This window comes from Methanobrevibacter sp., from assembly GCF_017431965.1.
Lineage (GTDB): Archaea > Methanobacteriota > Methanobacteria > Methanobacteriales > Methanobacteriaceae > Methanocatella.
Window position 1 is genome coordinate 1 of sequence record NZ_JAFRKB010000052.1, and the last position, 20684, is coordinate 20684.

22 protein-coding genes and 1 pseudogene are annotated in these 20684 nt (G+C 36.8%); 16 read left to right on the plus strand and 7 right to left on the minus strand.

Annotated elements, in window-relative coordinates:
- The 3 genes and pseudogenes from IJI93_RS07665 to IJI93_RS07675 all read right to left on the minus strand — a co-directional run.
- A pseudogene (locus IJI93_RS07665) lies at positions 1-351 on the minus strand (hypothetical protein); the annotation flags it as partial.
- Positions 344-1414 (minus strand): hypothetical protein, encoded by a 1071-nt coding sequence (locus IJI93_RS07670; protein ID WP_292821841.1) that lies wholly within the window; start codon positions 1412-1414, stop codon positions 344-346. The gene IJI93_RS07670 and the pseudogene IJI93_RS07665, both read right to left, overlap by 8 nt.
- A 119-nt stretch (positions 1415-1533) precedes the next feature.
- Entirely contained in the window at positions 1534-3024 is a 1491-nt protein-coding gene (locus tag IJI93_RS07675; protein WP_292821843.1) for a DUF2779 domain-containing protein, read from the minus strand.
- A gap of 121 nt (positions 3025-3145) precedes the next feature.
- On the opposite strand from IJI93_RS07675, the gene IJI93_RS07680 reads away from it, so the two are divergent.
- Genes IJI93_RS07680 through IJI93_RS07690 form a run of 3 tightly spaced genes read left to right on the plus strand, consistent with a single transcriptional unit; the run spans position 3146 to position 4940 of the window.
- The gene (locus tag IJI93_RS07680; RefSeq protein WP_292821845.1) at positions 3146-3955 is read left to right on the plus strand and encodes an AAA family ATPase; all 810 of its coding nucleotides are present in this window, start codon (positions 3146-3148) and stop codon (positions 3953-3955) included.
- 4 nt (positions 3956-3959) lie between these two features.
- Complete coding sequence (locus tag IJI93_RS07685; protein ID WP_292821847.1) at positions 3960-4781, plus strand: hypothetical protein; 822 nt, start codon at positions 3960-3962, stop codon at positions 4779-4781.
- Between the two features lie 36 nt (positions 4782-4817).
- Positions 4818-4940, plus strand: coding sequence for a hypothetical protein (locus IJI93_RS07690; RefSeq protein WP_292821849.1), 123 nt, complete (start codon positions 4818-4820; stop codon positions 4938-4940).
- Positions 4941-4993: 53 nt separating this feature from the next.
- On the opposite strand, the gene IJI93_RS07695 is transcribed toward IJI93_RS07690, so the two are convergent.
- A complete protein-coding gene (locus IJI93_RS07695; RefSeq protein ID WP_292821851.1) occupies positions 4994-5563 on the minus strand; it encodes a hypothetical protein in 570 nt (189 codons plus the stop codon).
- Between the two features lie 175 nt (positions 5564-5738).
- Entirely contained in the window at positions 5739-6014 is a 276-nt protein-coding gene (locus IJI93_RS07700; RefSeq protein WP_292821853.1) for a MarR family transcriptional regulator, read from the minus strand.
- 167 nt (positions 6015-6181) lie between these two features.
- Here IJI93_RS07700 and IJI93_RS07705 point away from each other — a divergent pair, with 167 nt between their 5' ends.
- From IJI93_RS07705 to IJI93_RS07735, 7 genes are all read left to right on the plus strand, one after another.
- On the plus strand, positions 6182-7087 hold the full coding sequence (locus IJI93_RS07705; protein WP_292821855.1) for a hypothetical protein: 906 nt from the start codon (positions 6182-6184) through the stop codon (positions 7085-7087).
- Between the two features lie 3 nt (positions 7088-7090).
- Positions 7091-7993: an SseB family protein gene (locus IJI93_RS07710; RefSeq protein WP_292821857.1), complete on the plus strand. Its 903-nt coding sequence runs from the start codon at positions 7091-7093 to the stop codon at positions 7991-7993.
- A 34-nt stretch (positions 7994-8027) separates the two neighbouring features.
- A complete protein-coding gene (locus IJI93_RS07715; RefSeq protein ID WP_292821859.1) occupies positions 8028-8606 on the plus strand; it encodes a hypothetical protein in 579 nt (192 codons plus the stop codon).
- A complete protein-coding gene (locus IJI93_RS07720) occupies positions 8607-8918 on the plus strand; it encodes a zinc-ribbon domain-containing protein (RefSeq protein WP_292821861.1) in 312 nt (103 codons plus the stop codon).
- A gap of 21 nt (positions 8919-8939) precedes the next feature.
- Positions 8940-10097 (plus strand): zinc ribbon domain-containing protein, encoded by a 1158-nt coding sequence (locus tag IJI93_RS07725; protein ID WP_292821863.1) that lies wholly within the window; start codon positions 8940-8942, stop codon positions 10095-10097.
- Positions 10098-10118: 21 nt separating this feature from the next.
- Positions 10119-10433 (plus strand): hypothetical protein, encoded by a 315-nt coding sequence (locus IJI93_RS07730; protein ID WP_292821865.1) that lies wholly within the window; start codon positions 10119-10121, stop codon positions 10431-10433.
- Between the two features lie 62 nt (positions 10434-10495).
- Entirely contained in the window at positions 10496-10720 is a 225-nt protein-coding gene (locus tag IJI93_RS07735) for a hypothetical protein (protein ID WP_292821867.1), read from the plus strand.
- Positions 10721-10748: 28 nt separating this feature from the next.
- Here IJI93_RS07735 and IJI93_RS07740 read toward each other — a convergent pair whose 3' ends face one another.
- Entirely contained in the window at positions 10749-11081 is a 333-nt protein-coding gene (locus IJI93_RS07740) for a hypothetical protein (RefSeq protein WP_292821869.1), read from the minus strand.
- A 36-nt stretch (positions 11082-11117) separates the two neighbouring features.
- Positions 11118-12209, minus strand: coding sequence for a cation diffusion facilitator family transporter (locus IJI93_RS07745; protein ID WP_292821871.1), 1092 nt, complete (start codon positions 12207-12209; stop codon positions 11118-11120).
- Between the two features lie 207 nt (positions 12210-12416).
- Between IJI93_RS07745 and IJI93_RS07750 the strand changes: the two genes are divergently transcribed.
- The 6 genes from IJI93_RS07750 (at position 12417) to IJI93_RS07775 (ending at position 20682) form a co-directional block, all read left to right on the plus strand.
- Complete coding sequence (locus tag IJI93_RS07750; RefSeq protein WP_292821873.1) at positions 12417-12956, plus strand: glutathione peroxidase; 540 nt, start codon at positions 12417-12419, stop codon at positions 12954-12956.
- Positions 12957-13051: 95 nt separating this feature from the next.
- Positions 13052-14818 carry a CDP-glycerol glycerophosphotransferase family protein gene (locus IJI93_RS07755; RefSeq protein ID WP_292821875.1) on the plus strand — a complete coding sequence of 589 codons (1767 nt, stop codon included), beginning with the start codon at positions 13052-13054 and terminating at the stop codon, positions 14816-14818.
- Between the two features lie 118 nt (positions 14819-14936).
- The gene (locus IJI93_RS07760) at positions 14937-18428 is read left to right on the plus strand and encodes a bifunctional glycosyltransferase/CDP-glycerol:glycerophosphate glycerophosphotransferase (RefSeq protein WP_292821876.1); all 3492 of its coding nucleotides are present in this window, start codon (positions 14937-14939) and stop codon (positions 18426-18428) included.
- 74 nt (positions 18429-18502) lie between these two features.
- Positions 18503-19468, plus strand: coding sequence for an NAD(P)H-dependent glycerol-3-phosphate dehydrogenase (locus tag IJI93_RS07765; protein WP_292821878.1), 966 nt, complete (start codon positions 18503-18505; stop codon positions 19466-19468).
- A gap of 9 nt (positions 19469-19477) precedes the next feature.
- A complete protein-coding gene (locus IJI93_RS07770) occupies positions 19478-20257 on the plus strand; it encodes a phosphocholine cytidylyltransferase family protein (protein WP_292821879.1) in 780 nt (259 codons plus the stop codon).
- Complete coding sequence (locus IJI93_RS07775) at positions 20257-20682, plus strand: universal stress protein (protein WP_292821881.1); 426 nt, start codon at positions 20257-20259, stop codon at positions 20680-20682. Before IJI93_RS07770 ends, IJI93_RS07775 begins: the two co-directional genes overlap by 1 nt.
- The last annotated feature ends 2 nt before the right edge of the window (positions 20683-20684 follow it).

Below are 20684 nucleotides of genomic sequence, written 5' to 3' on the forward strand. Positions count from 1 at the left end.
ACCTTTAATAGTAGTACCAATGCCAGTAGCTCCAGTGTCCCCCTTTGCGCCGGCCGGTCCAGTATCTCCAGTAGCTCCTGTGTCTCCAGTATCTCCCTTAGGTCCTTGTTCTCCTTTCTCTCCAGTTGCTCCAGTCTCGCCCGTGTCTCCTTTACTGCCACTCTCACCAGTTTCTCCCTTATCACCTGTATCACCTTTTGGGCCTGCTGGTCCAGTATCTCCAGTTTCACCTTTCAATCCGGCCAGCTGTTCCGGTGTAAAATCTTCATATGTGAATGCATCACCGGTGTCTCCTTTCTCTCCAGTATCTCCAACTACTCTTCCAATTGCTATCCATTCTGTTTCACTCATTGTTTCCCGCCTCGTGTGTCCATGGTTCTATTTCTATACTTTCAAATTGGATGTGTCCTCCTGCATCATAAATCATTACTGCAGGATAAAATGCATCGAATGTTATCTTATCGCTTATATCTCCTTCATAAGAATATACTGAAGTTGAACCTGCTCTTATTGTTGCTTTAACATATCCATTGTCGTAATATAAATCAAAGTAATAAAGTTGTGAATCAAGTGTCAATTGTCCTGAGCTAACATTCAATTCTTTTACCACATGATCAGATGTTGAATATTTCAATCCTTTCTTACTTGGATATGCACCCAATTCCAAAATCTTACTGTCCCTGTAGTGGCTTAATGATTTTGAATTGACTAAAGCTATTGCATCTCCCCATCCCTGATTGCTGTCCTTTTTCTGATAGATGGCTACTTTCATATGAATTCCATTAGTTCCGCCAATACCTCCAGAATATACTTTAGGTATTGCAATTACAACACTTGAGCTTCCTACATCTTTTGCTAGGTTATATACTTCGGAATAATTTACCTCGCCTATGTTAAAGGTATGTGAAATGCTTGTTGGATATTTTACAATGTCATAACTGTCAGTATTGTAATCCCATGCATAGTCTGAAAAGCTTACAAATGGAACGCAAGTATAATTGACGTTTATAGCTTCTTTTTTCCCGACTTTACAGACAACTGTTCCAGTAGCATCCTGAACATATTGCACAGTAACAGCAGACTTTCCATTGCTGTTGGTTCTAACAACACTATGAACTCCATCAATCCACCAGTCAACCGGGACTCCGGAATCCTGTAATGTTACGCTATATTCGAATCTTCCCGGTGTAATTATTGTTGATTTTACTGTGCTTGATATTGTCACTGCGAACATCAGCACTAATCTTTCTGCCAGTTCAAATATTGTTAATGAGTTGTCCCACCAGATATTATACTCAGTCAGTTTGTTTCTGATTTTTGTTCTGGTTGTTCCAAGTCTTGTGTTTTCTAAATTAGTTAAATGTAATGGTAGTTGAGGGTCATTTTGGGGATGTAGTAATTTCCCAAAATGCATATTTACAAAAGATTATAATGATAACAATTAATTTAAAATTAATATTTAAATTTAAAGTTTAATAATAATTTATTTAAGCGATATCACAGAAATCTGTTATTAACCTAGTCAAATAGTTTTTATTTTGTTACTTCTATAAATTTTTCTAATATTTTTACCATAGCATAAGTATCAAGTTCACAATATTTAAGCAAAGCTTTTCTTATCTCTTCCTGCTCTTCTAAAGATTTATCTTTCAAACTTAAAAAGGCGGCTGATGCTTCACCACCATTATGCACCAAATCAAGATTAACATAATTCAAATCAGAATCATCAGGATAAAGTGCTGGCAATACGTATTTTATTGAATAAGATCCTTTCATTTCTTTTGTATAATAGTTTCTGTTTCTAAAAGGAACCATAAAATCAACCATATTTCCATTAATCCTATCCATTTCATCTTTTAAATCAGGATACATTTCTCCAATCTGTCTGTTTCGTCCGGATTCAAAGCCTTTATTGTAGACAATTACGCTACCGTCTTCCGGTAAATCCTCAATCATGTTCTCAGCAAAGTTTCTAATCAAATTGTCATCACCAACTTCAGCCAAAAATTCCTTATGCTCAAGAGGTCCACCTTCTTTTTTAATGATATGCAATGAGTATTGGAAAGGAATCTGCTGATACGGTTTGGTTCCTTCATATTCAGGTATTGCATACTGACAGGTTTCATAATCAATGAAGTATAAGGGATATTTAAGAGAATCCAACATTTTTTCTATCGCTTCTCTTTCTATTTTAGCTGGCCTGTCATTGAGCTCAAAATCAATTTGCTCCAGGAATTTTTTGTTAATATCCTCATTTTCCAAATCTTTAAATGTAATTTTACCTTCATAATATTTTTCAAATTTTTTAGACCTAAACATTCCACTTATATCAAATACATTAGGCTTAGGTAAATCTCTTGTACAGTACTCCCAAAAAGCACATGAATAAGGATCAAAACAGTATTTGCCAATTTCAGTATCAGGTTCACTATCCTCATCATAAGAGTCCATAAAATTATTAATAAAATCAACGTTATTTCTTATTTCACCTTGTTTTTCTAAAACAGTTTCAGTTACATCCTCTACATTGAATAACTGACTAATATCCAATTCCTTACCTCGGATATACTCCTTGTTTATATAAACTATACATGCTTTTTTAACATTTAAACCACAATTTGTAAGAACCAAGTACTGGTATGAAACATCGTCAACATAAATATCTTTGATTTTAGTGGAGCTTTTAACCTCATAGATTTCCACACCATCTGAATCATTTTTCAAAATGTCCACACTGCAGAAATTGTTATCATAAATAAAGGATGCTTCCGTAATTATATTCGGTTTAGATAAAAGCAGTTCCTGAGTTTTTTCAAGCCTTAAATTAAAATCCTTATCAAATGGAATGTCTTCGTAATCTCCAAAAAGTCCCTTTGCAAGCTCACCAACTTTCCTACCTGTTTCAAAACGAGTTTCATCTGCCTCAGCAGTTGAAACTTCTGCTTTGTATTTGTCCAACCAAAGAATCTTTTCACATTGCACACCTTTGCAGTACCTGGATTTTGATAAGAAAGTTTTATTCATAATGTAGCTCCTTTATTAATACTTTATAATAACTTTTAAAAATAAATTTTGCCTGCATTAATTTTAAATAATTCTGATACATATTGTTAATTATATAAAATAATTTATTGGATTGAGAGTTATGAACTTAAAACTAAACAATATTGGCCCAATCAGCCAGGCAGACATCAGCATAGCCAAAATCAACTTAGTTGGTGGGGCTAACTCAAGCGGCAAATCAACAGTTTCCAAAATATTGTATTCATATCTGAAATCACAAAAGGATGATGAATCCCTTGAATATCTAATGGACAGTGAAGGCATCACAGACTTTAATGATTCAGACATTTCGTTTAACGTTAATTTTAATCCGGAGGAAGTTTTTTATATCGAAAGCATTTCCATGCTGGATTTAAAGGATTTGGAGATTTTAAGGATAGATCATATTAAAACCATCAAGGATGCATTGGAAAGTGATGGAGATTCACAAAATCAAAAAATCAATGAAATATTATCCAAAATCCAGGATATCATAAAAAAGGATTGTTCAAAAGCAGATTCTTCAGGAATAAAAGAAATTGGAATTATCCAGATTCTGCTTCAAAATGGTTCACTTAAAGAGAACGCCTTTTTAATCATTGATGAGCCTGAGGCAAACCTTCATCCTTCATGGCAGATTAAGTTTGCAGAAATCTTAGTTTTACTTGTAAAAGAACTAAACATCCATATATATCTAAACTCCCACAGTCCAATGTTTATTGAAGCAATTTCACTTTACACCCAATATTATGGCTTATTGGATGAAACCAATTTCTATTTAACAGAAAATATTGGGGATAAGTTTAATTTTAAAAAAATCAACCCCAAAAACATGGGTGCGGTTTATGAAAACCTCACAAAGCCTTACGATGAGCTGGATAAACTGAAAGCGGAAATCCTTTTCAAGGGGTGATTGCATGTCTTTAACCAAAGAGGAAACATTGTTCATTGAATTTCTCAACTCATTTCCCCAATTCTATAAAAAGGCCCATGTAATAGCCGAAAACTCAAAGGGAGTTTCAATCCTTCCTATGGATGAAGGAAAAAACGAGTTCAAGATGTATTCCTTGGATGAAATTTGCCATTCATGTGAAATATTCAGACAGGGCAGAATATTAATCACTCCAAAAACCACAGATGCAATCTGGTATAAAAAGGAAAACGACAATTTCTTCATATTTCTCATTGAATTCAAGGGAGATTTTTTATTCAAAACCTCAAGCAAGTGCTCTTTTGTAAATGTCGTCGACTCCCTGAAAAATAAAAACGAACAGTTTAACCAGGAACTGTCAAAAGAAATAAACCAACTGGACAAGATTCTTTCCAAATATTCGGATAAGATGCTCAACGGCCTTGCCGCAAAGCCTTTGGAAACAGTCACAATAGCTCTGCCGTTGATTTATGAAGAATATTATGAGAAAAACAAAGACAAAATTGAATATTTAAACATTAAAGATTTCTTAAGCAATTCAAGAATAATATACAGGGTAGTTTCGATTTCAGAAAACTACGAGCCCAATCGCCAGCGCTCAAGGGGAAAGTCATACAGGAACTCCAACATGATTCCTTCAATCTGCAGAAAACTGGCCCAGGAAAGGCACGACCATGAGCTTGACTCTTCATACGAATCAAGCCTTGAAACCTACCACAGAAGATATGAAAGGGCGGGAATCGTCTACAGCGCCGGCTTTGTTGATAATATCGCTTTCAACAATTTCATCGAAAACTACTTGAAGTGATAACAGTTAAAATAATATCTTTTTTGAGGAATAAACATGATAACATGCAGTGTTTGCGGACATTTGAACAGCCCCGAGAGGGTAACTTGCGAGGAATGCGGGTCTGATTTGTCAGACAGCTCAGATTGGGATGATGAGTATCTTTTTGAAGATGATTAGATGATGGTAATGTTTGGATTTGGACTTGAACTTAAAAGATAATGTCAATCATATCACCATTTTACATCCAATTCAAGCTCATCAATTATTTTATCCACATCAACGAGGTCAAGCTGCAAATCAAAGACAATGTCGGATAAATCAGGATTTTCATGAATCTTGCAGTATTCAACTATCTCCTTTTCCATTTGCGATTTTGGTATGTCCCTAAGCGTCATTTCCCTTTGGAAGTTTTTGTCAAAATCCCTGTTGAAATATGATGTTCTGGCGATTAAATTAATTGCGCTATTGTAACTCATTTTATCATACTTTTCATTTGAAAGCTGTGGAAAGAGTACAATAGGGCATAAAATATCTTCAATCAGATAGCCAATGTTTTCATATATTTCATTGAAATGGTTGACAATGCCGTTGAAGAACACTTCATGAGAAACGCAAACATTGACCAGAAGTTTGCTTTCAGTTGTCCATTCAAGCTCATCGCATATTTCCAGTGAAAACTCGCTTTCAGGAAAATGTTTGATTAGATGAGGCTTTATTGCCTGTAAAATTTCAGGGGCATTTTCATTGTTTTTGATGAATTCGGCAATGCTTTTTTCTGGTGAAATCAGTTTGAAATTCATTTTTTTACCTCATTTTGAAAAATTGTTTTTATCATATAAAATTGACTTAAACAAATTCAAATCAGTTTGTTTTTCAATTAAAGAATAATATGCCTCTAATAGAATATAAAATTATCCTTTAAAACAGTTACAATTAATCAGGTGAAAATAAATATTCAAATAAAATAATAAATTGCTATTTGTCAATCCTTTTTAAAATCTCCATTGCCAGCGGAGTGTTTTGATATATCCTGCCCTTTCGAGCAGACTCGTTGAGGCATATCACAAGATCCCTTTCCTTAAGGTCACGAAGCGCATTGGATATCTGTGTGGTCCTAAGACCAGTTGATTTTGCAATTTCGGAAGGCATCAGAAAATCAGAGTCAAGGGTTTTGAGTGTAAGGTATCTGGTCTGTGAAACCTTGATGTAGCCGACCAGCTCCCACATTTCATCTTCCGAAAACTTTCTCATCATACCTAAATATTTCTTCTAACTTAAATACAAGCTTATATATCAGATTATTTACTCATATTTCCCATTAATTAACTCATATACATTATTATTAACAACTTTTATATAACCACTAATATCAACTATTATATATAAGTAAAGTAAATAGCAATATTATCGGTGATATCATGCAGACAGGTGTGACAAACAATCATTTCAAAATGATAATAAACGAAGTTCAGGGTTATATGGATAAGGATGAGGATGTTCCTCAGGAGCTCTTCATAGATTTTGTGGGCGAGCTCAAGTATACCAATCTCCTGCTTCCGGCAATTATGGAAGGCGACGATTTGATATTTGAAAATCTCGTCTCTGATGAGGATGAATCAGCAGTGCTTGGCCTTTATAGTGATGACATAGAATTCGAAAGTCAGGTTGACCCGGAATATGAGGCGATTCCAAACGAAATAGAATACTATGTCGAGCTTGTAAACGACCAGGACCTTGACGGCATACTGATTGACCAGGGAAGCCTTGATTTCTTCATAGGAAAGGATCTTTTAAACAACATGCCTTTCGGCCCGGAAATTGAAATCGACGATGACGTTGAAGGATACACACCGCAGGAACTTTATGATATTGCCAAAAATGCATCAAACGATTCACTTGTCGAGTTCATTAAATCAGGCAGCACCAAGTTCGAGGACCTGATGCTTGAGCTTAAAGAATCATCACTTCTCAATGTGGTTGCATGCGATGAGGAAATAGAATCCGAAAGCGGAATAATTCCAATCGATGAGATTGAAGACTATGAGCTGTGCACCACAGGCGACGATGCCGACGAATACGGAATACTTTTCACAGATATTTCTGCGATAAACGATACCAAAGGGGAGGGAAACTTCTACTGCCAGATGACACTTCTTGACGATTTCATTGACTTTGTCCTTAGAAGCGACATGGCTGGAATAATCATAAATCCGGGAATCGACGATTATCTCATCTCAAGGGAATACCTCATCGAGGCATTCGGAGGGCTGACCTACAGCAATCCGAAGTTCAAATATGCCCCTGATTACATGTTTGTCCTATAAGTTATGTCAGCCCACAAACACCTCAGACTGGTCATTGAAGACATCCATGCAAACGGTGACAGTCTCACAAAGGATCTGCTTTTAAGACTGATAAATGAATTCAGATATTCCAATCTGCTCATTCCGGCCAAAAAGGAAAACGGAACCCTTAACTTCATCATATATGATGATGAGGATGCAAAAATCACGCCGCTTTTCACAGACAGGGACGAGTTTAGAAAGTTCTACAAGGCAGATGACATAACTGCTCTTGAAAATTCCTTTGAGCTTTACCAAAACATCATCAAGACCACAGATATCGAGGGATATATCCTAAATCCCGCTTCCGAAAAGTATCTCTTTACAGAAAGGTTCATTTTGGGAATAACAAACATTCCGAAGACTAATTTTTACACGGCAGAACCATACACAGAAAGCGAACTGACTGATATTTATAATGCAATAGACAACAGCAGACTTGAGGATTTCATCCAAAAAAGGGAAAATGTCGGCCATTACGAGGCACTTTTTGAATGCCTGTCCTGCTCCACACCGTTGGCGCTGATGCTTTCCTCACAAGACCTCTCACAACATTTCAAAAACGGAATAATATCAATGCAGGAAACAGGACCCCTTGCCCGGATGCACACGGACAATATCGGCGGCGAGTATGCAACCATTTTCACCTCAAAGGATAAGCTCAGCCAGGTCGAAACCGATTACTTCAAGTACGCGCAGATTGTCAACGTTGCAACTTTTGTCAATTTTGTTTTGACAGAAGACATGGACGGCATTGTGATAAATCCCGAAAGCGACAACGTCCTCATTCCGAGAGGCGAACTTCTCAAATACTCCCTGGGTTTCGAGAAGTTTGCAAACGACGAGAGGCTGTCAACTTCTATGTTTTATCTGTTTGAATTAATCTAAAATTTTAATAATCACAAAAGCCATAATTATAACTATGTCTGAATTGTCAGAGTTAATTGAAATTAACAGAAACATTGAAAAGCAAAATGAGGAAATAATTCGTCTTTTAAGGATAATTGCAGGAGAAAAGGATTCTGCCTACGAAACTCCGACAGTCGAAATTCCATACGTTTCCATGCCGTCACAGGATTTTGCCCTTGAGGATGCTGATGGCGATTTATTGGATACTTCACTTGATGTCGGTGAGGTGCTGTTCATCGAGGATAAAAACATATTCAAATTAAGTGTCAGAAATAATGAAGTAAGCACCAATAATTTGACAGGTTCGGATGATCCTAGTGATTATTCTTTACAGGAATTTGTAGCAAATGAATCCATCAGATTAAATCAGGAAGTTTCACCTTCTACAGTTATACTCTCCAAACAACAGGCAGAAAGTTTGGCCGAAACATTAAAGATCATTGTAATGCAGGGTGCCAAAAGGGTCTATGTGTCAATATTTTCAATGGGCCAGCTTGTGGGAGCGCCTCAGGAGCTGATGGATTTCATAAAGGTTGACTTTTATAAAAACGAGGAAGACTTGATTAACAAGTTATTTGAAACAGGTGATTAGATGACTAAATTCTGTCCGGCATGTGGCGAAGCGCTGATAGATGATGCAAAATTCTGCAAAAGTTGTGGAGCAAGCCTCAGCGGCGCTGTGAATAGGCAAAGCGTGCCTGAAAGGCCATTGGTAGAAAAGTCCTATACTGCAATAACAGTCATAGGTTATATTCTTGCGTTTCTGCTTCCTCTTCTGGGAGTGATTTGCGCAATATACCTTTTGACAAGAAAGGACTCAGAAGATGCAAACAAGCACGGGAAATATATGATAATCGTTGCGGTTGTCATATGGGCAATATCATTCCTGATGGTTATGGGATAACATAATTTATCGATGATTAGCATGTACTCAATTGATGAGATAGGAAAGTTCAAAGAAAGCGACACAGAAAAGCTTGCGCTTATAGAGGGTTTGCTGGATGAACGCGTTAACCATTCCAGAATTCATGAGCTTCACAGCCCCGTTCTTAAAAAAATTGAATTTGCTGAAAAGCTTGAGAGCTTAACAACCTGTGACATGGCGGTGTCTTCAAAATTCTGTCCGAAATGCGGCCGCAGCTTTGATGAGGATGAAAACTTCTGTCCGGACTGTCTTGTAACCCTTAAAAGAGTTTCAGATAAACCAGACATAAAAAGCCTTGATGCTTCACCAGATTTGACATTTCCCGGCAAGAATGATTACGCAAACATCTTGAATCCGGAATGCTTTAGGCAGATTGAAGAGTTTGACTTTTCAATGGATGATTTCAAAAGCGTTCTTTTTTCAATCAAGTCCCAGGCGTTTAAAAACATGGACGGACTCATCAAAGACAATTCAATCGATCTGGAGGATTTGGAAATTCTTGACAGGGTGATGCTCTTTGCCAAGTCATTTGTCCGCGTTGAGTACAAGTCATACGGCCAAACCCTGGGATATTTTGAGCTCAACAAGATCTTCATTGACGACAGGCAGCGCGACTCCCTTCAGATTACAACGCTGATTCACGAACTCACCCACTTTTTGATAAAAGAGATTCTTGTAGGCGTAATCTGCAAAATCCTTGATTGCAGTAAAAACAGACACATCGAATCGGTCGTTACATATATACTGAACTACTCACAAGTAAATGGGCTGATTGATGAATATGCAGCCCACAGCGTTGAGGGAAGATTTACGGTATTCGGCTATCAGGACTACTCATCATTTCTCGCTCTTCAAAAGGACATGGATGCTGAGCATGTCGATATAGCAAAAACAATCGGAAACACATTTTCGATTTACATAAAGGACATGCTTGAAGGATTTCTCGACAGCGACGCAAGACACGAAATCAAAACACAGTTTCTAAAAGATACCATCGAACAGCCAAACTATGAGCAGCTCAGGCATGAAAACTGCAATAAGCTGTCCGATGAAGGATTCATAAAGGCAATATGGCTGATTTTAAGTGAAATTGAAAACGCCGATGCTAATAAAATAAGGGATATTGAAATGGAATTCCAATCAAAAAGTATTTTGTAGAATAGTTCAATATATAATCTCATGAACTATAAGGAAAAATTTCTGGAAATGGAAAGGGAATTTGCAAGGGAATACTCAAGAGAGCCGATTGAAGATATCAGCGAAATGAAGCTAACCTTCTTTTTTAAGTTCCAAATATTTGAACCGTGCAAATACGTATCTGAAGATGATGAATGGATTACATTTCTGATACTTCCGCCTGATGATACTCTTGAAAGCCAAATCATGAGCCTGAGAAAGGAAGAAATAGTCAGTTTCGGAATTTTAAACGAAAATAACCTTGCTGAAACCAATAATGTGGTTACCGAAATCGAACCTGAGAGCCTGTATCAATGAAGGAAGTAACAATAAGCGATGATTTTGATGTTGATGTGCTTTCCGATAAAATCAACGGCATAATGTCCCGCTGGTCAGCACATCTTCTTGACATAAACGGCCCCGACTGGGCTATATATGACTATGAAATGGATTTGAAATACCTGATTCATTTCAACGTCGATTTTAATGATTTGGAGACAAGAATAAAGCTGGAAGATCTGAAGCTCAACATCATACACCACATTGAATCCCTAAGGGATGAAACCGCATACAGGGACAACCTAATTAATGCCGTATTTTTATAAAAAAAAGAAAAAAAAGAAGAATTAAATCTTATTTAATTCTTGTATTGTAATATCTCACGCCGTCACTGTCATAGGTATACCATCTGTTGACTTCTTCATCATATTTTTCACCGATAACGGTTACATATGAGTCGGATTGAGGATTGTATACTTTATAGGTATTGTTTTTGTTTTGAGTTGTGTTATTGACGGTCTTGGTTATATTGGTATTGTTGACTACTTTGGTAGTGTTGTTTGTAATGTTGGTTAAACCGTCAGTCACGTTTTTAAAGTCATTTGCTTGGTTTGAGAAAACAAAAATTCCAATAACGGCTATTATTAAGACAATAATGGCAATTAAGATTATGTTTTTAGTTTCCATATTATCACCTTGTTAATAGTTTATTCCTTTTAGTATTTAATCACTAACGTCATAGTCATCGATTATCATGTAGTTGAATTCAGGATATTTTGCCTTGAGTTTTTCTGAAATCTCATCCTTAACCTTTTGCCTGTCGGCATCGAAGTCAACGATGATGTCAAAAGTAATAAGCTTCTGCTCTTCAAAGACGATGAACCCGTGAACCTCAAGGACTTCCTCATATTCTGAAGCAATCCTTTCAAGCTCATCCCTGATTTCTGCGTATTTGTCGTTTCTTGCATAGATTCCGACTGTCAGGATGATTGAAAACTCGCTGTATATCTTTTGCGCAATCATTCTTGTTAGGTTGTGTATTTCAAGGGCTGTAAGGGTGTCGTCAACCTCCACATGGACTGAACCCTGCATGCTTTCAGGCCCGTAGTTGTGAAGGGTCAGGTCATATGCCCCGTAGACTCCCGGAAGTTCACATATGGATGATTTGATTTTTTGTGAGAGCTCAGAGTCAACCCTCGCTCCGATCATGCTGTCTACTGTTTCCCTAAGCATGTCTATACTTGCCTTTATGATTACAATTGAAATTATCACTCCCAATATTCCCTCAAGGGATATGTGCCAGAATATGGAGACGATAGCTGCAATCAGTGTTGAAAGGGAAAGGATAGCATCGAAAAATGCATCGCTTCCGGATGCGACAAGAGCCTGTGAATTTATCTCCTCTCCCACATTTTTGACGTATTTTCCAAGGACGAACTTGACGATTACCGCAACTGCAACGATTATGAGCGAAACGGTGGTATATGATGTTACGTCAGGATTGAATATTTTGGGCCAGGACTCCATAAGAGCAGTAATTCCCGCCCAGAGCACAATGGCCGCAATTATTACGGATGAGAAATATTCGATTCTCCCGTATCCGTAGGGATGGTCCTTGTCTGGCGCCTTTCCCGCAAGCTTTGTTCCTATGATTGTAATGATTGATGACAATGCGTCGGTAAGGTTGTTTACGGCATCCAATGTAATCGCAATTGAGTTGACCAGTATTCCGATTGTTGCCTTGAACGCCACAAGTATGAGATTTACGACAATTCCGATAATGCTTGTTTTTACTATTTTTTCTTGGCGTGACATATGTATAACTATAGCGGAAATACATAATAAGTTTGTTCATTTTTGCTTTAATGCGCAAGAGGATAATCTTTAAGGGGACATGTTTCCTAGATATGCATTTTTGAAAAACGATTTTAAACATCTTTTAATTTTATACAAATTATTATTGAAAACATTTATATATTTTCGATTTTATAATAATATCAATCATATCAGGAAGTGTAGATTATGTCAATATATGATTTTGAAGTAAAAGACGGTGACGGAAACCCTGTCAGCTTAAGCAAATACAAAGATAAGGTTCTCTTGATTGTAAACTCAGCAACCAAATGCGGATTCACACCGCAGTATACCCAACTGAACGAGATTTATGCCGAGTTCAACGATAGAGGCTTTGAAATCCTTGATTTTCCATGCAACCAGTTCGGCTCACAGGCTCCGGGATCCACTGCTGAAATAACAGAAGTCTGCCGTTCAAAATGGCTTGTTCCATACACCATTTTCGAAAAGATTGACGTCAACGGCGAAAATGCAGACCCGCTTTTTGAATACTTAAAGCAGGAACAGCCTTTCCGTGAAATCACAGGCAAGGGATCTACAAAGTTAAAGCTTGTGCTTAAGGCCGTAGACAGGCACTATAAGGACAATGATGACATCAAATGGAATTTCACAAAGTTTTTGGTTGACCGCAAAGGCAATGTCATTCAAAGATTTGAACCTACAGAAGACCTGGATGACGTCAAAAAGGCTATTGAAGCCGTTTTATAATTCATGACAATTTGTCATGATTTCTATTTTTTCATATTACCTAAAGCAATAAAAATTAATAACCATTAAACCAATATATATTACTAGTGGTTTATATGCAGCTGAGACAAAAGATTCGAAACATAAGGGATTGCTATGACAACACATCAATCTATGATGCCTACTACAGTTCACCGATTGATGAAAATCTCATATATTTCGAGTCCAGAAACGGCCGTGACTTTACCGGAAACATCTTCAGAATAATTGAAGAGCTCTCAACCGGTGCCTACGGCGATTATAAGATATGCGTATATGCAACCGAAAAGGTAAAAGCAAGGATACTTGACTTTAAGAAAAACTACAATCTCAAGATTGACAGGATTTTAACCTCAAAAAAGGATGCTGCCATCGCACTTGAAAAGGCAAAATACGTTTTCACCGATTCGGGAATCCAAACCAAATATGTAAAAAGGGAAGGCCAGATATTCGTCAACACATGGCACGGAACTCCCCTGAAGCTTATGGGAAGCGACAACGTATTTGAAGTTCCCGCCCTGGGTTTTATCCAGCATTCTCTTCTCTCTTCAGACTATCTATTATATCCGAATGAGTACATGTGCCAAAAGATGACCGAGGCATTCATGATAGAGAAGATATATTCGGGAAAGATCCTGCTTGAAGGATATCCGAGAAATTCCATCTTTTTTGATGAGTCCCATGCATCATCCCTTAAGGATAAATTGAATCTGACAGATAAGGAAATCTTCATCTATATGCCGACATTCAGGGGCATCGTCACAGACAGGGATGATGAAAAGCAGAGGGATGACGTTGAAAGTTATCTTTTTGAAATCGACTCAAAGCTTGATGACAGTCAGGTGCTATTTGCAAAGCTTCATGCATATAATGAATCGCAGATTGACTTTAACAGATTCAGCCATATAAGGGCATTTCCTAAGGGCTATGAGATATATGAAATCATAAATATGGGAGATGTTTTGATAACCGATTATTCAAGCGTATTTTTTGATTTTGCAAACACTTCAAGAAAGATCATTATCTTCAATTATGACGAAGAGGACTATCTCTCATACAGGGGATTTTACTTTCCTCTCGATGACCTGCCGTTTCCTAAGGTGCGAAACGTCGATGATTTGATAGCTGAGATGAACTGCCCTAAAGAATATGACGACACACAATTCATAAAAAGTTTCTGCAGCTATGACAGCATAAACGCTTCAAAAAACATCTGCAGGCATATTTTCAAAAATGAGAATGTATGTAAAGAAATCCGATTAGCCAATGAAAATCCCAATATCCTGATTTATGCAGGCGATTTAAGTGACGGCAAGATAACTGATTCAATTATTTCATTGCTTGATAAAGCCGACAGGAAAGCCAATAACTTCTTCATCACATTCAAGCCTTGGGATGAAAACATCAAGAAAAACTTCAAGGATATATTGAACATGTTTCCTCGTGATGTTGAGTTTCTGCCGTTTAAATCCAATCTTATTCCTACAATCAGAGAAAAGATGGATTATGACAAGTTTTTCGAAAATAATTCCACAAATAATATTCCGGATTCACTGAAAAGACTGTTCAAAAGGTCATACGATAAGCAGTATGGAGCTGTTGACTTTGACTTTGCACTTGACTTTTACGGAATTGATTCAGACGTCTCCATGATACTTGCAAGCTCACAAAACAGCATAATCTGGCTTCACGACAATGCATTCAACACTAATCAGAACCCCAATGTCATAAGGGAAATCCTAAATTCCTTTGATTTGATTGTCACAGACTCAGATAAATTGGCTGAAAAATTATCTGAAATCACTCAAAACGGCAAAAACATTGAAGTTTTCAAATCCGATTGAAAATATTCTTTTTTTAATAATTTTAAATAAATTCGGCATTTTTTCCTAAAATTAAATTAAATTTTTATATTAAAATAAACATATTTTTATTATATTAGGCATGTTCAGGAGCATATAAATGAAAACGAGAATAAGTGTAATCATCCCGGTATATAACGTACAGGAATTTTTAGAGGAATGCATAGATTCGGTATTGGCCCAGACCATAAATGACATGGAACTGACTGACGGCTATGAAAGAAACCTTCAGATTATTCTGGTCGATGACGGATCAACCGACCGCAGCTCAGAAATTGCCAAAGGATATGCCTGTGAACATGAAAACATCGAGTATGTGCATGAGGAAAACCAGGGACTGGGACATGCCAGAAACTACGGATGCGAATTTGCCATCGGGGATTACATAATCTTTCTTGATTCAGATGATATCGTTCCTCCAAATGCCTATGAATGGATGTATACTGCCGCCTTAAAAAACAAAAGCGACATGACAATAGGCAATGTATGGCGTTATAAGTCCGAAAAGGCTTTGATGTCCAATATCCATCAGGTTGCATTCAGCCATAATAAGGAAGTTACACACATTACTGAAACTCCCGAACTTTTCTTTGATACAACCGCATGGAACAAGCTCATCAGGCGCAGCTTCTGGGATGAGCATGGCTTCAGGTTTCCTGAAGGGATATTGTATGAGGATATACCTGTAACCATACCTATGCACTTTCTGGCAAATAACGTTTCAATCGTTCATGAGAACTGTTATCTGTGGAGAATCAGGGAGGGCATCTCCAAATCCATTACCCAGACAATATCAGATTTAAAAAATCTCTCAGACAGATTGTTTGTAATGCGCGAAATCGATGATTTTTTTGACAAAAACGTTGACGATGAAAAACTCTTGCATGTAAAGAAAATCAAATGGCTCAAATTTGATTTGATGATTTTCATCAATAAACTGAAAAGCATCAGTGAAGATGAATCAGAAGAGATTATTTCAATGCTTAAGGAGTATTTCAATAATAATTTCTCTCATGAAGATTTGAAAATTTTAAATGAATTCAATAAGTTGAAATATGAATATCTTTTGGGTGATGAGTTTAAAAAATTGGTTGATTTGCTCAACTTCCAGACAGAAACGTTAAATGTAACTAAAGTTTATAAAAAAGATAACCATGTAATGTTTGATGCAGATGAGAGAATATTTAAGAAATCCCCTTTCTATATAGATCAGTTCATAAGGGAATCCCCAAGCTTTAAATTTATTCAAAGCGCTGATTTTTGCAAGGATGATATTGAAATTAAGGGTTTTTGCGTTATTCCTGGTTTGGAGATTGATGATTTTGGTGATAGAAACTACAAATTCACTCTCCAAAACAGCACAAGCAGAAAAAGGATTCCCCTAAAGCATGAGGATGTCAAGACTGGAGATTTGACTTCCTATGATATCCGTTACGGAAGAAGATTTTCATATAAGTCCGCAGGATATAAGGTATCAATCCCTTACAGCGAACTTTCAGATAATCCTGATTTTGCAGGCGAAAACAGGATTTTGGTATCATTTACCCAGGACGGCATAAATGAGAATTTCTTTGCCTGTTCAGAAAAAGATGATATTCGTGATGAGACTGATATGCATGCAAATATATGCAATGACACCTATTTCCGATTTAGATACACTCTTAGAAATGAGGTAATTATTGAAGTCATCCCCCTTGAAGACAGATGTGATGGGATAACCATGGAGGATAACAGCATCTGCATTCACACGCAGGATGATGATGAGCTGTCTGTTTACTATAAAGCCGATTCCATTAACGATGAGGCAAAGATTCCATTGGTCTATGACGCAGATAAAAAGTGTCATAAAATTGACATTGACGAATTGGGAAATCTTGATGGAATCATAATTAAATCCAATGGTAAACCGCTTATCTACAAATCAAAAGAAGTCTTATCCCTACACTCAAATAAGGGCCAATGCATCATTGATGCGACTAAGGACTACTATTTGAAAATTTCAAAATATGAAAACACATCAGAAATTTATGACATTAAGGGAAAGAATGGTTCTTACGAATTTACTTCAAAGCTATACTCCTCAGGCAAACACGGAAATCTAAAATCCGCTTCACTTTACTTTAAAAATAACTTGAATTGGAAAAATTACATTGTTTCTCGAGGCAAATTTAAGCCTGACAGTGATGAAGTTAAATTCAAATTGGACTTATCCAATAAAAATGTCACAAAAAATTTGAATTTCGGCCCTCACAATATGCATGTTGAATATGAATTTGATGACGGTGCCTTTTCCACTTCCCTGCATTTGATGCGTGAGTTTAAGGAAGTCTACAATAAGAAATACAATGATTATACTGTTCACAGAGCAGAAAAGGGAAAATTCCAAATTCTTGTTCACGAAAAATGGCCAATTCTTGAAGACACTCCCGGCAAAAGATTAAGACATTCAAGAATAACTTATAAAGCATTTCAGAAATTGCCTATGCACAAAAAACGTATTGTATTTGAATCCATGTGGGGTGCCAAATACAATTGCAATCCGAGATATCTTTATGAGTATATTGACAAAAACCATCCCGATTGGGAATGCGTGTGGATCTTGAATGATGAACATGTTCCGGTTAACGGAAATGCAGTTCGTGCAAGAAGGATGTCCATTAAATACTTCTATTACCTTGCAACTTCAAAGTATTTTGTAAATAACGTTAATTTCCATGACCACTATATAAAAAGGCCGGGCCAGATTGAAATTCAGACAATGCACGGAACTCCTTTAAAGACTTTGGGTTTGGATATTCCGAATGAGTTTCCAACCAAGAAACAGGAGGATAAATTCATTAAGAAATGCGGCCGATGGAACTATTTGGCTGTGCAAAGTGATTATGTTGTTGATGTGACTACAGGATGTTATAAGTTTAAAAATGAATACCTCAAAACAGGCTATCCGAGAACAGACATATTATACACTAAAAACAATGATGAAGACATTAGGAAAATTAAGGATAAGATGGGGCTTCCTGTTGATAAGAAAGTAATTCTCTATGCACCTACATGGAGGATAAATAACAAATTCGACTTGATGCTGGATTTGGATTCATTTAAAAAGTCATTGTCCGATGAATATATTCTGATTTTAAGGCTGCATCCGTTTTCAGCAAACGGCTGGATTCAGCCCCCTGAAGACGATTTCATATATGACCTTACATATTATGATACTGTGGAGGAATTATATCTAATCTCTGACATTCTGATTACTGACTACTCATCAGTGATGTTTGACTATTCAATTCTCAACAGACCTATATTCCTGTTTACTTATGATTTGTATGAATATAAAGACAAGCTGAGAGGAACATACTTTGATATTATAGAAAATGCTCCCGGACCGGTTTTATATACATCAAAAGAGGTTGAAGATGCAATTTTAAACATAGATGAAACCGAAGCGGAAACTAAAGATTTAAGAAAGAAATTCCGCGACAGGTTTAATCAATATGAATGTGCCGATTCATGTGAAAAGATATTCAGCAGGGTTATGGGAGACGAAAATGAAGGCATGATCAGTAAAATTTTAAGCAAAATTTTACCATGAGAATGGGAATTTTCAAAATATTAATAATGGTTAAAATGGATATATAATAATATTAGAATACTTGGGTGAAAAATATGAAAGTAGGCGTTATCGGTGCCGGAAGTTTTGGAACAGCCCTGGCACAGACAATAGCTCAAAATGTTGATGAAGTATATTTGTATTTAAGAAGAAAGAATCTGGCAGATTCGATAAATGCCACAGGGATTAACTCTGAATATTATCCCAATACAAAATTGCTTGACAATATCATTGCTACAACCGATTTAAATGATTTGGCAGAGTGCAAAGTAATATTCCTGTCCCTTCCTTCATCCGTTTTCAGACTGATTTTACCTGACCTTAAAGATGTTGTAAGAAAAGATACTATCCTGGTTACAACAGCTAAAGGAATTGAATATCCTTCACTTAAGACCATGGGAAATATTGTTGAAGAGTACTTTGATGATGGCTATGTTGCCCTTTCAGGACCTAACTTTGCTTCGGAAATTGCTTTAAACCTTCCGACAGTTTGCAATATTGCATCCAAAAATGAGCAAAACGCTTTAATCGTGAAAGATGTTTTGTCTACAAAACAGTTTAAGGTCAAGATAATTGACGATGTTATTGGCCTTGAGATTTGCGGAATAATTAAAAATATCAATGCTATCGCCAATGGAATCTGTGAAGGAATGAACGTGAATGAGAATGCAAGATATGGAGTTCTCACCAAAGGATTCTATGACACTATAAACATCATAGAAAGCATTGGAGGCAAGCCATCCACAGCACATGAATATTGCGGATTTGGAGATTTGGTTTTGACATCAACATCCTTTGAAAGCAGAAACCATACATTAGGCATGTTGTATGGCCAGAGACTGATTATCGATGAAAAGGCAAGTGGAGTCGTTTTTGAAGGAAAGAATTCAATCATGGCGATAAAGGACATATGCGACAACAACAATATAGACAGCATAATCGTGAATTTTGTATATGACGTGATTGTAAATCATGCCCCTCCAAAAATCGCCTTTAGAGAATTATGGGAAAATATTGAATAGGTGTGAATGATGATTGGAGTAATATTGGCGGCTGGAATGGGAACCAGACTGATGCCCCTGACAAAGGAAATTCCAAAAGCCCTGCTTGAAATTAATGGCATGACATTGCTTGAGCGAATGATTAGAAACTGCATCAATGCAGGCATATCCGAATTCATTGTCATTGTGGGATACAATAAGGATAAGGTAATTGAATTATGCCCAAAATTGGCTGAAAGGTATGATGTTGAAATCATGGCTCTTGAAAATGAAGACTATGACGTGACAAACACATCCGTTTCAACATATATTGCAAGTAAATTGATAGAAAATAATCCCGAAGACTTCATTCTGGTAAATGGGGATAATGTTGTAGACCCTGAAATAATATCCAGAATCGCCGGATGCCCTCATACTGGAATGATAATTGACAATTACAAAAAGCTGAATGAGGAATCGTTCAAGCTGATTATTGATGATGAAGTATTTAACGAGGACAAATCAATATCCAATGGAACTATCAACTCCATTGGAAAAGGACTGGACATAGCATCATCAAGCGGTGAATTTATTGGTGTTTCCAAACTCATCGCTGAAGACATTCCGCAATTCAATAGGATTTTATCCGAATTGATTGATGATGATCCTCAAAATTACTATGATTTTGCTTATGAAGACTTGAGCAAATTGAATACAATCGATTTTGTCCTGACAAATGGATTGAAATGGACAGAAATTGATGACCATAACGACTGGGAAAATGCACAAAAGCTAGTTGACGAATTAGAAAATAAAAACGGAGAAGAATAATGTACAAGAAAATTTTACTTCCAACCGACGGATCAGGTTATGCAGAACAAGAAGCCGAAAGAGCAACCAAATTGCTTGCAGACGGTGGTGAAATCATCGTCTTATCAGTTGCAGGCAAACTGACATCCTCAGCATTTCAGTCAAGATCCAATGTTAAAAGAGTTAACAAGGGGTTATATCAGGAAGCTGAAGACAATGTCGAACACATGAAAAAGCAGTTCGATGAAAACGTCAATGTCAGGGGAATGGTGGTTGTCGGTTTTCCAGCAGAAACAATCATTGAAGTTGCCGAAAAAGAAAAGGCGGATTTGATTGTCATATCTGCATCAGGAAAAAGCGGACTTCACAGATTCATCCTTGGAAGTGTAGCTGAAAAAGTTCTCAAAACTTCAGAAATCGATGTTTTACTGGTGCCAAACAAATAGGG

Coding starts and splice junctions, on each gene's coding strand:
- IJI93_RS07760 (WP_292821876.1), top strand. CDS start 14,937: ATGAAAACGAGAATAAGTGTAATCATCCCGGTATATAACGTACAGGAA.
- IJI93_RS07765 (WP_292821878.1), top strand. CDS start 18,503: ATGAAAGTAGGCGTTATCGGTGCCGGAAGTTTTGGAACAGCCCTGGCA.
- IJI93_RS07705 (WP_292821855.1), top strand. CDS start 6,182: ATGCAGACAGGTGTGACAAACAATCATTTCAAAATGATAATAAACGAA.
- IJI93_RS07710 (WP_292821857.1), top strand. CDS start 7,091: ATGTCAGCCCACAAACACCTCAGACTGGTCATTGAAGACATCCATGCA.
- IJI93_RS07740 (WP_292821869.1), bottom strand. CDS start 11,081: ATGGAAACTAAAAACATAATCTTAATTGCCATTATTGTCTTAATAATA.
- IJI93_RS07670 (WP_292821841.1), bottom strand. CDS start 1,414: ATGCATTTTGGGAAATTACTACATCCCCAAAATGACCCTCAACTACCA.
- IJI93_RS07680 (WP_292821845.1), top strand. CDS start 3,146: ATGAACTTAAAACTAAACAATATTGGCCCAATCAGCCAGGCAGACATC.
- IJI93_RS07745 (WP_292821871.1), bottom strand. CDS start 12,209: ATGTCACGCCAAGAAAAAATAGTAAAAACAAGCATTATCGGAATTGTC.
- IJI93_RS07730 (WP_292821865.1), top strand. CDS start 10,119: ATGAACTATAAGGAAAAATTTCTGGAAATGGAAAGGGAATTTGCAAGG.
- IJI93_RS07775 (WP_292821881.1), top strand. CDS start 20,257: ATGTACAAGAAAATTTTACTTCCAACCGACGGATCAGGTTATGCAGAA.
- IJI93_RS07770 (WP_292821879.1), top strand. CDS start 19,478: ATGATTGGAGTAATATTGGCGGCTGGAATGGGAACCAGACTGATGCCC.
- IJI93_RS07695 (WP_292821851.1), bottom strand. CDS start 5,563: ATGAATTTCAAACTGATTTCACCAGAAAAAAGCATTGCCGAATTCATC.
- IJI93_RS07685 (WP_292821847.1), top strand. CDS start 3,960: ATGTCTTTAACCAAAGAGGAAACATTGTTCATTGAATTTCTCAACTCA.
- IJI93_RS07720 (WP_292821861.1), top strand. CDS start 8,607: ATGACTAAATTCTGTCCGGCATGTGGCGAAGCGCTGATAGATGATGCA.
- IJI93_RS07700 (WP_292821853.1), bottom strand. CDS start 6,014: ATGAGAAAGTTTTCGGAAGATGAAATGTGGGAGCTGGTCGGCTACATC.
- IJI93_RS07725 (WP_292821863.1), top strand. CDS start 8,940: ATGTACTCAATTGATGAGATAGGAAAGTTCAAAGAAAGCGACACAGAA.
- IJI93_RS07750 (WP_292821873.1), top strand. CDS start 12,417: ATGTCAATATATGATTTTGAAGTAAAAGACGGTGACGGAAACCCTGTC.
- IJI93_RS07715 (WP_292821859.1), top strand. CDS start 8,028: ATGTCTGAATTGTCAGAGTTAATTGAAATTAACAGAAACATTGAAAAG.
- IJI93_RS07735 (WP_292821867.1), top strand. CDS start 10,496: ATGTCCCGCTGGTCAGCACATCTTCTTGACATAAACGGCCCCGACTGG.
- IJI93_RS07675 (WP_292821843.1), bottom strand. CDS start 3,024: ATGAATAAAACTTTCTTATCAAAATCCAGGTACTGCAAAGGTGTGCAA.
- IJI93_RS07690 (WP_292821849.1), top strand. CDS start 4,818: ATGATAACATGCAGTGTTTGCGGACATTTGAACAGCCCCGAGAGGGTA.
- IJI93_RS07755 (WP_292821875.1), top strand. CDS start 13,052: ATGCAGCTGAGACAAAAGATTCGAAACATAAGGGATTGCTATGACAAC.